Raw genomic sequence first — 13707 nt, forward strand, 5'->3', positions numbered from 1 at the left:
ATCATTTAGAGTTGTTTCCAAAAATATACTCATCATCCGGTAATGTCATTTGATAATGGGCTTCAGTCATCGTTTCAATCCCACAACCGTAATAAGTACTATAATTATGCGCTTTCAAGAAATAGAAAAGTTGACCTTCCGCAAAGTATTCTTTCCTATATTCTTTCATAATTTCATTGATACGTTTAGTCTGATTCTTATTTTCTTTTGAAGCTACATCAAGATCATCATATCCGGTAGTTATAATCTCGTCACTGTAAGAGATACCACGTGCAAAACGTACGGTATTCAATGCATCAGCACTTTCTGATGCAGAAGACGCACATTCCGCTACAATATAATACATTTCGGGCAAGCGTATCAAAGGAACTGCATTAGCACCGGAATAAACGTATCCGATATTCAGAGGCTTCTGATTATATTTTCTACAAAAGACATTTATATCACGACTTGCCCCACTATTAACAACTTCAAACATTTCCGTATTTTTTCTCCAGTCGGTATTCCCTGCGTCGGCTGTTTCATAGAAGAATTTGAATTTATCTCCATCCAGATAGAAACGTTGCTGAGTATTGGTATTCTCCATATCCATATAGTTGCCAATAAGCAAGTTGGAGAATTCATTCACTGTTATTCCAAATATTTGCTCTGCATAGCGTATGGAGTTGTAATTAGAAGCAGTCTGCGACTTGTACAATGTAAAATACTTAGAAGCGGCAATTACTTGTTTAGCATACTCCGTGGCCAATCCTTTGCTTTCCGCATCACCTTTGTAACAATATACACGGGCCAGCATAGCTTTAACCGCATATAGATTCATACGAAATTCACGATTGACAAGAAAATGATTTTTCTCTGTAAAATCTTCATCCGTCCGGCCGGTAAAGAAATCAAGAGGATCGTTCTCTTTCAGTAATTTTTCTGCGTCATTCAAATCTTTGAGAATAGCGTCTACCACTTCGCTGGCTGGTAAAACAGGAGTAGCATCTTTATCAAAAGTAGTACGGTAGGGTATAGCTTTGGATGCAGGATGTTCCTTATAAACAGGACCGAACATACGCAACAAATCAAAATGAAGAAAAGCGCGAAGCCCAAGTGCTTCTCCCTTCATGGTTTCATAATAGCGTTCGGTAACTAGGACATCTTTATTTTTGTCTACATACTCCAGGAAGTTATTAATATTGGCTATGATATTATACATCGTTGAGTAAATCCCATTCTTCTTACTCAAAAACATGTTCTCATAATCAAATACAATACTCTGGTCGAAAACGACATTTGTATTATATCCCGGATAATCAGAATATAATCCTGCCAGTTCATCCAAATAAGCATAAGTCAAGTCTCCGGCATACAATGTCTGGGTTCCCAACTTCAAATAAATACCTGTAAGCGCATCCTTAAATCCGGATTCCGACTCAAATTGCTTGTCGGTAGGAATAGAAGTCTTCGGAGATACATCCAACCAGTCGCTGCAAGACATAAGTCCCAGCATGGTTGTTGCTAATAGTATATATATTATCTGTTTCATACAAATATGTTTTTAATTAGAAAGCAACATTCAAAGCAAAAGTAAACTGACGGGAATAGGGATAGTACAGACCTCTTTCGCGTTTCACTGTAGACCAATAGAAAAAGTCTTCCATATTAAACGTCACTTTGGCGGAGCTCAATCCCCAATGGCTGATAAATTTTGTATTAGTACGATCCATGCGATAGTAGACAGACAACGAACTTCCCTGGAATATATTTTCATCCATGATAAACCGAGAAGTAGCTTTCGTTTCCCAACCACTGGGGGTAAGAGTACGGAATTGTGCCTTGTCACCCGGTTTAGCCCAACGCAACTGACTTACCCGCCGATCTACATTATATTTCAGATTGGCATTTTCCACCTTGTCAAGCAAAGTCTGATTATATACCTGACCGCCAAACTGGTATCTGAAACTGACATCTGCTCCCCAACCTTTATATGTAAAGGAAGAATTAATATATCCTTGCCATGTAGGTTCCGTATTGCCGATAGGTACTACATCATTCGCACTCCAGTTAACGGCACTGGTCATTTCTCCGTTACGCTTTAATAATATTTCATCTCCGGAAGCGGGATCAATACCTAATGAACGTACTACCCAAATACGGGAAAGAGATTCGCCTTCTTCATAACGTGGCAATGGTGTATCTTTCAGATTTGATGCATTCAGGTCATTCCTATGTTTCATTGCTTCCGATATCTCCAACAGTTTGTCTGTATTGCGAGAACCATTCACCGTAATGGTCCAATAAGCCTGCTTGGCAGTATTCTTATAAGGAATAGCCGAGAGCGAGATTTCCCAACCCTTATTCTCTATCTTTCCCAGGTTTTCAGGATAACTGCTGAAGCCAAGAGAAGGGGCAAGACTTACCGAAGTAACCATATTATCTGTTATTTTCCGGTAATACTCCACACGGGCGGTAAGACGCTGGTCTAAGAAACCGAGTTCCAAAGCAAGGTTAGTGCTTTTCGTTGTCTGCCATTTTAAACTCTCATTATGCATAGCCAGGATTTCCGAACCTGTTGCATCCGATGAGTAATAAGGAAGCAGCAAATTAGAGTATGTATAATAACCATGTGCCTGATAAGGATCAAAACCTTGCGAACCGGTCGTACCGTATGTACCCCTCAAAATGAAATCGGAAATAAAAGATACATCTTTCATGAAGTTCTCTTTTTTCAAATCCCAGCGTAATCCTGTTGACCAGAAAGGAGCCCAACGGTTATTTTTTCCAAACTGTGAAGAACCGTCCAAACGTATATTAAAGTCGAACGAATACTTATATTTATAAGAATAACCTCCGGCAGCCACCCAACCGATAGAGCGTGTTGTCCTCTCATCACCCGTCACTTTCTCGTTATATTTCTTACCAAACAACAAGTTATCCATATTATCATTCGGGAAACCGGTCACATAGTTTCCATAAGTCTCCGAATTATTCTCCAATACACTCATGCGTGCATTAGCAGTCAGATAATGGTCTTTCAATTGCTTGTTCCAGCTTCCTGTCAAATCGATTCCCCAGCTGACAGCTTCACTCTGGCTTCTGCGGTAATCACCTCTTAAGGTAGGATCGGTCACATTATCAAAAAGCGTATGTTGTGCAGGACGGAAAATATCACGATGTCCTACACTTTTAGACAAATTGAAAGCTCCTTCAAAACGTAAATCATTAGTAGGATTATATTCTACCCTGAAAAGTTCACGTACTGTGAAGTTCTTACTCTGATCTTTGCTGTTGAATGTCGTATTGTACATCGGATTCAGATAACTCGATTCACCGCCTACTCCTTCAAAATTATCAAGCCGTTTCTGTATCTCCCCGTTCTCTCCATACGGACGCAAATAAGGATTCAAGCGGGTATATTCACTGAAACTTCCCCACGGAGACTCATTAGCTACCGAATTATCCAACGTAATGCTATTCTTTAATAACACTTTTTTCAGACGATACTGAAAATCAAGCGATCCGGTCAATACATCACGCTTACTGTCTTTCATCACACCCGGAGAACTATTGTATCCTACATACATCCGATAACGCAAGGCTTCATCACCACCTTCCAATGTAACGGTATGCCGTTGTTGGAAAGCTGTTTGCAAAGGTTTGTCCAACCAGTACGTATTTACTCCCGCCAATACTTCACGCAATTTAGACTGATAGAGCTGCCATTTTTCAACAGTCTCGCCACCGTATGTATAAAGTCCGCTTTTTAACTCTGCATCTATCTTCTCTCTTGCATTCATCAAGTTATATCCGGTCATATCCGGAGCTTCAATACGAAGTTCCCCACCGTATGTCACCCAGATCCGTCCCGGTTTGGGCGTCTTGCTTTCGATAACAATTACTCCATTTGCCGCACGTGAACCGTAGATAGCCGTAGCTGCCGCATCTTTCAACAAAACGATAGAAGCAACACGATCGGGATCCATATCGGCAAGTGTCTGTATACTGATTTCAAATCCGTCCATGATAAGCAACGGTTGGTTGGCATACGTCTCATACTCGCCCTGAACTGCCAGCACATCATTACTGGTAGAATTAAAATCTACAGATTGTGTGCCCATATCCATATTTGCACTACCACGCATACGCATATCAGGCAAACCATTCGGATTAGATCCCATATTGATATTATCCACAATACGAAGTCCGGGAGCGACAGCGGCTATCGCTTTAGCCACATTGTTCGTACTATATTTCTTCAGATCCTCACCTTTGATAGTAACAGCTGAACCGGTAAATCCTTCTTTCTTTCTGTTAAACATACCTGTCACCACTACTTCATCCAGCGCCCTTGTATCAGATTTCATCACTACCGACATATAAGATGAAGGATGCAAAAACTGGGTTTCCAAACCTACATACGATATTCTGACACGGCTATCTTTCGGAACATCAGAAAGCTGAAAATTACCATTATTGTCTGTGATAGTACGGATATTACTAGGATCTTCCACTATAATAGTGGCACCAACCACCGGAAGCCCGTCTTCTTCGGAAAGCACTTTTCCTTTTACTTGTGAGAAAAACTTTTTAGAATCCTTTTGTGTGATATTGATGAATTGTCCGTCAATGTGATATTTCAACGGATTTTTTCCAATAATCACCTTCAACGCTTCATCAACTGTAGCTTTTTCTACTTTTCCGGTAGAAGTATAAGAGCTAATTTCATCATAGATAAAAAGAACTTTATACCCCGATACTTTTTCAAAACGTTTAAAAATAGAGGGTAACCCTTCATTTTTAAACTCCATTGTTATTTGCTTTTCTTTACCTGTCTGTGCTTCTACACGCCATGAATAGGCAAAAAGGAAAAGCAAGAATAAAACAATGAACTTCTGTGCCTGATTTCTTTTCATAAGCCTGAATAGTTAAATAATATTTCATTCTTTTAATTGTATACGAAGTTTAAAAAAGAATGGTTACCCTTAAAATAGTTTTTTTTCAGAAATATATTTTTCTATTCAGATTTATATCTTTTTGCTTGCTTTTTATTCGATAATTAGTTTTCCTGCTTCAAAATAAGCATGTATTCTCTCCATTCGATTCAATAATTCAATCAAGTGAAAGATGTCCTGATGACGATTTGCAAAGAAATGCATACGAAGATCCATGATTTTGCTATTGCGGAACTCAATATCTATATTATACCAACGTCCTATTTCTTTCATCATGTCAACCAGAGCAACATCGTCAAAATAGAAAAATCCTTCCTTCCAATACAAAAATGATTCAATATCCACCTCATTCACGGCAAATGTTCCGTCAGAAGAAAGTTGTACGCTTTGTCCTGGCACCATTTCAACACTATGGACTCCACAAGTATCGCTCACAGCCACTTTTCCTGTAATGAGCGTAACACGGACATCAGTAGGAGAGTAGCTACGTACATTAAATTCCGTTCCCAATACACGAATCTGCAGATTTCCACTTTTCACGATAAAAGGATGTGCTGCATCTTTAGCAACTTTAAAATAGGCTTCACCTTCCAAAGAGACGACTCGTTCTTTTCCTTTGAAAACCGTAGGATAAGCCAAACGACTGTCTGAATTCAAAAATACTTCAGTCCCCTCGGATAAAACAACTTTAAATGTCTCTCCTCTAGGAATACTTAATCTATGTATCTGTACTTTCTGTTTTCCTACTTCCTTGGTTTCTGTCTGAAGGAGAGCACGACTATAATCTATTTCCTTAGAAGACAACTGCGCAGTAGAGTAAGACGAAAGAGATTCTACCACTTCTTTCAATGGCTTTATTTCTTTCTCATCATTCACTTGTAAAGTGACTTCCTGGGCAATATGATTGGCTTGAAACACTTTAATAATTTCCGGTTGTGAGGAAATCATCATTGCACGCAAAACTAAAATGATGGCAACAGCCGCCGCTACACCTGTGACACTAGCCCACAGTATGCGTGTATTTTTTCTTCGATCATTCTTAGAATGTTTATTACGAAAATCTGCCAGTTCTTTCCGGACATCAATTGCCAGTAAATTTTGCTCTTTCTGCATCTCTATCACAATTTCTGCCAAATCAGAACATGCTTGCAAACATTCCTCATCTTCTTCCAAATTATGCAATTGACCAGCAGTTATATGCGAACGATTCTCCATAATTTCCAGGAGTTCTTCTTCCGACTTGCTTATATTTATATTCTTTTCATCCATAAATAGTGTATTCAATATATATATTTACGTTTTAAAGTCAATTCCGGTTACCCTTTTGGCCTAATTCTTCGCGAAGAATGCGTAAAGCCTTCACTATATTCTTATGAACGGCCGCGACACTTACATTTAATTCTTCGGCCACTTCCTTATATTTCTTATTATGAATATAGCATGCTTCCAAAATATGATAATTATAAGGAGTCAACTTCTTCATAGCTTCACGAATACGCAAAACACGAGAATCAGAATTTTGCGAATCGCCTTCTATCATTTTATCAGTCAATTGCGCAGTAAACTCTACATATTCTTCATGAATATTTTGCTTGCGAAGGTAATCTATGCAACGTGTACGGATGATTGTATAAAGATAAGTTTTCGCCGTTGCTTCTTCTATCTTTTCATAATTACGCCACAAATACTCAAAAGCATCACTTACGATATCCCTGCATACTTCAGCATCATTTATGAAATAGTATGCAAAATATACAAACTGTGCATACCATTCATTAAACATTTTGTCAAAAGTAGCCCTGTCATCCATTTAATATCGTATTCTTCTGTTATTTCTGGCAGACAAATATACATTAAAACTTAATACGTAGTTGCATTTGTACATCTGCTTTTTTATTTCCATAGATTAAATCATTGCCGGAACCAATCTCATTCCGGTCTAAATAAATGGTTTCTCCAAACTTGGTTATCAATAGAAAGTGTCTGTTCAGTTCATATCTCAAACGGATACTACACCGGAATCCACGACCTTGAAAAGACGGAGTATAAAACGTATAAAGCAATCCGCTTTCCGAAGCATATACACGCGAGTCATAATCGTCTGTAAAAAAGTAACTGCCCTGAACGTCAGCAAACAGCCTGGCCCAAGGCAGTTGGGAGGATATCATTTGTGTAACCTGATATCCTTTATTAGCAGCTCTGTCCTGAGAATGAAAATGATTATAATCTAAAGTTGTACGACTGCTTAACACATCTCCCAAAGAATAGTTCAAACGATAGCGAAGTTGATGGTGAAAAATAGGAAGTGTTAGTGTTCCTTTACTACCTGTCCAGTCACGCTCTTTTTGTTTATAACGATACCTTAGATACATGGATAAATTGCTGTATGGAGTAAAAGTGGTTTGGAACAGAGCATCTGTTCCGCGGGAGGGTTTATTCACTCTGTATTTTTTCCACGGAAAGGAAAATAAATCGAATGAGGCGAAAAACTTCCAATAAGCAAAAGGAGAAGTTTCCAAGCCGATATAATATCCCTGTTCATTTTGTGTCGTACTTCCTTCACCGAATGAATGGGCAAACATAGCCCAATAGTTATAAGAATAAAACCGATGTATCAACATGATTTGAGTGTTTTGAACCGGTGAATATTGCAAACGATTCAAAGAAGCCCAACCTTGTTTTCCGATTGCCGTCTCTCCCTGAAAAGAAAAACGATGCCATCGGTAAGCATAATCTATTCCCAGATTATAGAAGTTATTTCCATGAAGATTGTATTTGGAATAACCTGTTAATTCCGGTTCGTATGGTCGGTTGAAAAGGTAGTAAATACCGGTGATACCCAATCGGATACGGTTGTGTTGATAACTCACGTGTCCACCTGTTAATTGCATGGTGAACAGGTTCTTTTTATCCGCTTCCTTTTGACTTCGATGCAGCCCGGTTTTGTAGATAGAAGTGATTGTTCCATCAGTGATTACTCCATCCAGAGAACGGTGTGAATAGAAACCAGAAATATCCCAATCTTTTGTCAAAGAAACAGTGGCAGCTACTCCTCGAAAATAGTTGTATTCGTCAGCAGAAGAATGTTTCTTTATCCCGCTATTACGGTTATTGAAAGAAGAAGCGTAAACTGTTTTTCCCATCAAATAATCAGTACTAATCACCAGACCTTGTCCGAAACTAAGCCGATAGTTACCAACAGCTAATGCTTTTAATCGTCCACAATCTTTTAATAACAGATAAAAGGAATAATAATCATAGCCGTAGCGATTGTGTAAAGCTCCAAAAGGTTCTCCGGCATCTTTTTCAGCAACGACTCCTGCATAGAGCCGGTCACTATACCGAAAACTGTATTTCACAGAGTTATAAACAGAAGGTCCTAAATAGGTATGTTCATAACCTTTTCGTTTATAAAATGGTATATCAAAGCGGGTTAACAGTTCATTCTTTCCATACTTCGCTGCGTTTTTCAACAGGCTTTTCCACCGGAAAGCAGATTCATTGTTAATAGCTTTTATACAGACGAAAGGCAGTAAATATTGGATTGTTTGCTTATCCATCTCTTCTACCAGTTGAAGTTCATAGATGGTTTTCATCTGTCCATGTATATAGATGTAGGCCAACAGATGTTCAATCTGAATATCACTAAGGAAAGGAAACTGTTCGAGTTGTTCACGGGTAGCAACATTCAAATTAACTGGTTCTTGCATACGATTGGAAAGTTCTTCCAATTCATTTTCCCAATTAAGAGTATTAACAGAGTTATTAATATCGTTATTAACAGATAAATCTTCAAGAACATCTTCTAAAAGACTTTCAGAAGGGTTTTGAGCACTACAAGCAGGAATTATTAACAGGCTGTTTATAATACTTATCAACCGTAAAAGTTGAATAGTTTTCATCAATAAAATGGTTTATTCTTCCTGCTTTTTAACAGATAAGGCCGCAAAGATACTTTAAATAGGTTAACATCGAAGAGAAATGTCTGAATAATAAAATTTTAATTCTATTTTTGTATCGTGAAAAGGAGGCTTAACATAGTAGTAATGACGCTGTTTGCTATTGTTTGTTGTTCGTTGCGCCTGCAAGCTCAAGAAAAACAAAGCATCAATGGATATTTGGTTCCGATGTGTATCTACAATGGAGATACCATTCCATGTGTCCAGTTAAGAACTGTGTATATTTTCCGTCCGTTGAAATTCAAGAATGAAAAAGAACGCCAGGAATATTATCGCCTGATCCGCAATGTGAAAAAGGTATATCCTATCTCCAGAGAAATTAACCAAGCCATCATCGAAACTTACGAATATCTTCAGACATTACCCAATGAGAAAGCCCGTCAAAAACATATCAAACGGGTTGAAAAAGGATTGAAAGAGCAATATACTCCCCGAATGAAAAAACTCTCTTTTGCACAAGGGAAACTGTTGATTAAACTAATAGACCGCCAAAGCAATTCTACCAGCTATGAACTGGTGAAAGCATTTATGGGACCTTTCAAAGCGGGATTCTATCAGACTTTTGCTGCATTGTTCGGAGCCAGTTTAAAAAAAGAATATGATCCGCAAGGTGAAGACAAACTAACGGAACGTGTAGTGTTGATGGTGGAGAACGGGCAGATCTAAAATCAATCGGCTTATAAGTTTATCAACTTTATAAACTAATTGATCACTACTCAACCATACTAGTTATCATTTCAAGAATTAATAAGCTTCCTGTAAGGTATTAATTTCCGGTTTCTCAGAAGTTAATACTTGAGTTCCCAGCTATTAATACGTATCATATAGGCTGTTAATACCTGACAACTCAAGTATTAACAGCCTGAAAACAAACTATCAACAACTATAATAATAACTTCCCAACATCCATAGAATCAACATGGTTCCATATAGTTATAAACAATACATAGTTATTGATTATAAATGAATTAACTAAGCTATTAACTCGTTATAAACAACTTATTAACCAATCCTGTATTATAGCTATTAACGTAACTTTTTGAACAAATCCCAAATCACAATACCGGTAGTTACGGAAACATTCAAAGAGTGTTTCGTTCCGTATTGAGGAATCTCTATACAGCCATCCGAATGGTTAATAACCTCCTGCTGTACCCCTTTCACTTCGTTTCCCATTACGATAGCGTACTTCTTGGTTTTATCCAGCTGAAGTTCATCAAGCATGATGCTTCCTTCCGCCTGTTCTACAGAATAAACGATATACCCTTCGTTTTTGAGGTTATCAACAGCATCAACAGCGTTATTAACATACTTCCAATCGACAGTGAACTCCGCACCCAATGCAGTCTTATGCATTTCAGGGTGTGGCGGGGTAGCTGTTATACCACACAGATAGATACATTCAATACGGAAAGCATCCGAAGTACGGAACACAGAACCTATATTGTGCAAACTACGAATATCGTCCAGCACTACTACCAGAGGCAGTTTTGCAACTTGTTTAAACTCTTCGGCACTGATACGGTTCAGTTCTGTTATTTTCAGTTTACGCATACGTCTTTTCTTTTATTATGTTCTTGTCCACAAAGGTAATTCTTTTCAGTTAACAAGATGTTGATAACGGTTTAAAACCTGTCAAAACTATCGGCAAAGATTTTGAAAAATAATTCTTGCATTATTCAAAAGAAGGTATAAGAGGCCTTCGTTATGAACATTCCAAAAAATTAACCCAAAACTTTCTACACAGACATAAACATATTTTTCAGCACTTATCTGCCTGTTTATATCCATAAAGTTTTTAACTTTGCACTTTATCAACAGGGAGTTAATAGCAAACTCCTATTTGACGGCATTTAACGATGCTTTCATTGATAATAAAGCAAGTAGAATAGAATATCTTGTCCTTTACATCAGTTCATAACCAACTCATAAAACAGAAGTATGGACTAATAACTTATCCGGCAAGAAAAATCGTATTTATTTGCTAACATTATTAACAGGCTATTATCACCAACAAAGGATTTTTTTTAAAAGGAAAGAAATAAGAATATTATTATGAATGAACTCATAAAGGCTATTAACGAGCTAAAGAAAGAAAAGAATGCAATCATTCTGGGACACTACTACCAGAAGGGGGAAATACAAGACATCGCCGATTATGTTGGCGACAGTTTGGCATTGGCTCAATGGGCAGCCAAAACGGAAGCGGACATTATTGTGATGTGTGGCGTTCACTTTATGGGGGAAACGGCAAAGGTGCTTTGTCCGGACAAGAAAGTGCTGGTGCCCGACATGGCGGCAGGTTGTTCGTTGGCGGACAGTTGTCCGGCGGATCAGTTTGCACAGTTTGTCAAAGAGCACCCGGGATACACCGTTATTTCTTACGTCAATACGACAGCTGCGGTGAAAGCAGTAACGGATGTGGTAGTGACTTCCACCAATGCGAAGCAGATCGTGGAAAGCTTCCCCAAAGATGAGAAAATAATCTTTGGTCCGGACCGGAATCTGGGGAATTATATCAACTCAGTTACGAACCGGAATATGTTGCTTTGGGACGGTGCCTGTCATGTGCATGAACAGTTCTCTGTTGAAAAGATTGTGGAATTGAAGACGCAGCATCCCGAAGCATTGGTGCTGGCACATCCCGAATGTAAGAGTACGGTTTTGAAACTGGCGGATGTGGTAGGGTCTACGGCAGCATTGTTGAAGTATGCAGTGAATCATCCGGAAAACACCTATATTGTGGCTACCGAATCGGGTATCTTGCATGAGATGCAGAAGAAGTGTCCGCAGACGACGTTTATCCCTGCTCCACCGAACGATAGTACGTGCGGATGTAACGAGTGTAGCTTCATGCGGTTGAATACGTTAGAGAAGCTCTATGAGTGTCTGAAGAATGAGTCACCGGAGATTACAGTAGATCCGGAGGTGGCAAAGAAGGCAGTGAAGCCGATTCAACGGATGCTGGAGATTTCAGCTAAGTTGGGATTATAGAATATAAAGGATATGTGATGAATAAGGCTGTTCCAAATTAAAAAAACAGCCTTATTTTTTGTTTCACTTTATTATTGTCATAACAATAAGGAAGTAATTGTTATGACAATAATCCTTGAGGAAAATAAAAGGTAAAATTCATTCAGAATCTACATTTGTACAATGTTCCAATAAAACAGATTCTTTTTTGGAGACAGGTAAAATTCCATCAAAATAATTTCCTGAAATTCGGATATTATCTGTCCAACGGGCATAGATTGCCTGTTTATCTTTCAGTGTAAAACGATTATTTTCGATACGGATCCCTTTATGAACAGTTCCGTTCGGACGGTTATTTTCGGGAGCAATATTGATAACCGGACTTCCACATTCTATGAAATGGTTGTTTCGGATGGTAAGGTCATGTACGGGGCCTGACTCATACCAACTGCGAGCATCATTTGAGACAGCAATAGCACTCATTGGTGTACGATAAAATACGTTATTTTCGATTATAACTTTCCGGCGTGTCGTAACAAGTATTCCTCTTGTCGGTGTCCGGGCAAAATAGTTATTGCGGATTTCTACTTCCGGTGTCCAAGTGATATTTTCTATTACTACTTCCTGTTGTGGTAGGATAGAAGGAACGGAACCATTCAGTGTAAGTTTACAATCGTAGTCGTTTACTCTCTCCACTTTGAGTACTGATGCTTTATGCAGACATTGTAATGAATGTATTTCTGTAAATTCAACTTCATCTCCAGGAAAGAAAGCTTCAAATCCGTAAGATTGAGGATGCATGAAACGAACTACTATTTTATTTCCCGGTTCGTAAGCAATAACTTTCAGATGAGTTCCGTGTACATTGATCGGATCATCTTGTGCTCCTTCAAAACGAGAGTTGATGATACGGATTTTTCCTTTGCATCCAGACATTTGCACAAAGTCAGCAAAACCGGCACAGGTACGACCACTGCCATACTCCGGTTCACAATTTAAATATTTGTAAGTCAGATTTTCGGAATATTGGCCGACAATTCCAAAGTTTCCTAGAAAATGCAGGTTTAAATATTCGAGTGTAATGTTTTTGCTCAAATGAATAAATCCACATGCTTCATCTCGGATGGCATCCCGCATCTGAAATATTTCTCCCGGATATAAAGTTACTTTCTTGTCGTATGTTGCGTGTATCTGATGATTTCCGATGTCGGTAAGAGAAACGACATGGTCGGTAGGCAGATTACAACGGTTTGTTATATTGGTATGTAGATTAAAAGTTTGGGCAATGCCACCGGTAAAACTCCATTCTGTTCCTATCCATTTTATCTGTTTATCTGCAATTTCATACCGGTCTTTGGGGTGAACTCTGAAAGTTGCTGTATAAGCTGTTGTATCAATAACTTTCATTTCCGTAACCGAAGGATCGGCAGCTTTCAAAGTAAAATTGCGGAGTGTTATATTTTCGCTTTTGTCTATAACAAAAGAAGTCATTTCTCCGTGTGTAATCAGATGTGCACCACCACCATCAATAATTAAGTTTTTCATATCCTTTATCCAAAGGCCAATGTGTTTGGTAGGATCGGGATTTTCTTCTTTAGAGGCAGTGTTGGATATAAAATAAACTTGCTTGGAACTACTGTTGCGGTATAGATCATAGTTTCCTTGTTCAAGTTGAATCACTACTTTCTTCCCTTTGAAATGACGTGCTTGTTCTATGGCATTTTGTAGGCGTGGAGTTGCATCACCGGGTTGCGTTTTCACATAAATAGTTTCTTGTGCCGATAATATGCTGAATACACTTACTTGGAAAAGGAAGAAAATAATGATTCTGTACATAA

At 38.5% G+C, this 13707-nt stretch carries 9 protein-coding genes; 2 read left to right on the forward strand and 7 right to left on the reverse strand.

The annotated features are described in order from the left end of the window. Position 1 precedes the first annotated feature (1 nt). From KSX81_RS11965 to KSX81_RS11985, 5 genes are all read right to left on the reverse strand, one after another. On the reverse strand, positions 2-1531 hold the full coding sequence (locus KSX81_RS11965) for a RagB/SusD family nutrient uptake outer membrane protein (RefSeq protein ID WP_217725722.1): 1530 nt from the start codon (positions 1529-1531) through the stop codon (positions 2-4). 16 nt (positions 1532-1547) lie between these two features. Continuing rightward, on the reverse strand, positions 1548-4898 hold the full coding sequence (locus KSX81_RS11970; RefSeq protein WP_118418429.1) for a SusC/RagA family TonB-linked outer membrane protein: 3351 nt from the start codon (positions 4896-4898) through the stop codon (positions 1548-1550). Positions 4899-5030: 132 nt separating this feature from the next. Next, a complete protein-coding gene (locus KSX81_RS11975; RefSeq protein WP_004324148.1) occupies positions 5031-6206 on the reverse strand; it encodes a FecR family protein in 1176 nt (391 codons plus the stop codon). A 37-nt stretch (positions 6207-6243) separates the two neighbouring features. Further along, the gene (locus KSX81_RS11980; protein WP_004324147.1) at positions 6244-6747 is read right to left on the reverse strand and encodes a sigma-70 family RNA polymerase sigma factor; all 504 of its coding nucleotides are present in this window, start codon (positions 6745-6747) and stop codon (positions 6244-6246) included. A 43-nt stretch (positions 6748-6790) separates the two neighbouring features. After that, positions 6791-8839, reverse strand: coding sequence for a helix-hairpin-helix domain-containing protein (locus tag KSX81_RS11985; RefSeq protein WP_118418428.1), 2049 nt, complete (start codon positions 8837-8839; stop codon positions 6791-6793). A gap of 144 nt (positions 8840-8983) precedes the next feature. On the opposite strand from KSX81_RS11985, the gene KSX81_RS11990 reads away from it, so the two are divergent. Beyond that, a complete protein-coding gene (locus KSX81_RS11990) occupies positions 8984-9562 on the forward strand; it encodes a DUF4294 domain-containing protein (protein ID WP_004302817.1) in 579 nt (192 codons plus the stop codon). A gap of 360 nt (positions 9563-9922) precedes the next feature. Here KSX81_RS11990 and KSX81_RS11995 read toward each other — a convergent pair whose 3' ends face one another. Further along, complete coding sequence (locus KSX81_RS11995; RefSeq protein ID WP_118418427.1) at positions 9923-10450, reverse strand: RNA methyltransferase; 528 nt, start codon at positions 10448-10450, stop codon at positions 9923-9925. 501 nt (positions 10451-10951) lie between these two features. Here KSX81_RS11995 and nadA point away from each other — a divergent pair. Beyond that, complete coding sequence (nadA, locus tag KSX81_RS12000) at positions 10952-11890, forward strand: quinolinate synthase NadA (protein WP_032845840.1); 939 nt, start codon at positions 10952-10954, stop codon at positions 11888-11890. Positions 11891-12028: 138 nt separating this feature from the next. Here nadA and KSX81_RS12005 read toward each other — a convergent pair whose 3' ends face one another. Further along, positions 12029-13705 (reverse strand): right-handed parallel beta-helix repeat-containing protein, encoded by a 1677-nt coding sequence (locus KSX81_RS12005; protein ID WP_118418426.1) that lies wholly within the window; start codon positions 13703-13705, stop codon positions 12029-12031. Positions 13706-13707: the final 2 nt, after the last annotated feature.

Source organism: Bacteroides sp. MSK.18.37, from assembly GCF_019129155.2.
GTDB lineage: Bacteria > Bacteroidota > Bacteroidia > Bacteroidales > Bacteroidaceae > Bacteroides > Bacteroides ovatus.

What these genes read in the sequence shown, in the direction of transcription:
- KSX81_RS11965 (WP_217725722.1), bottom strand. Translation starts at nt 1,531, where the DNA reads ATGAAACAGATAATATATATACTATTAGCAACAACCATGCTGGGACTT.
- KSX81_RS11975 (WP_004324148.1), bottom strand. Translation starts at nt 6,206, where the DNA reads ATGGATGAAAAGAATATAAATATAAGCAAGTCGGAAGAAGAACTCCTG.
- KSX81_RS11980 (WP_004324147.1), bottom strand. Translation starts at nt 6,747, where the DNA reads ATGGATGACAGGGCTACTTTTGACAAAATGTTTAATGAATGGTATGCA.
- KSX81_RS12005 (WP_118418426.1), bottom strand. Translation starts at nt 13,705, where the DNA reads ATGTACAGAATCATTATTTTCTTCCTTTTCCAAGTAAGTGTATTCAGC.
- KSX81_RS11990 (WP_004302817.1), top strand. Translation starts at nt 8,984, where the DNA reads ATGACGCTGTTTGCTATTGTTTGTTGTTCGTTGCGCCTGCAAGCTCAA.
- KSX81_RS11970 (WP_118418429.1), bottom strand. Translation starts at nt 4,898, where the DNA reads ATGAAAAGAAATCAGGCACAGAAGTTCATTGTTTTATTCTTGCTTTTC.
- nadA (WP_032845840.1), top strand. Translation starts at nt 10,952, where the DNA reads ATGAATGAACTCATAAAGGCTATTAACGAGCTAAAGAAAGAAAAGAAT.
- KSX81_RS11995 (WP_118418427.1), bottom strand. Translation starts at nt 10,450, where the DNA reads ATGCGTAAACTGAAAATAACAGAACTGAACCGTATCAGTGCCGAAGAG.
- KSX81_RS11985 (WP_118418428.1), bottom strand. Translation starts at nt 8,839, where the DNA reads ATGAAAACTATTCAACTTTTACGGTTGATAAGTATTATAAACAGCCTG.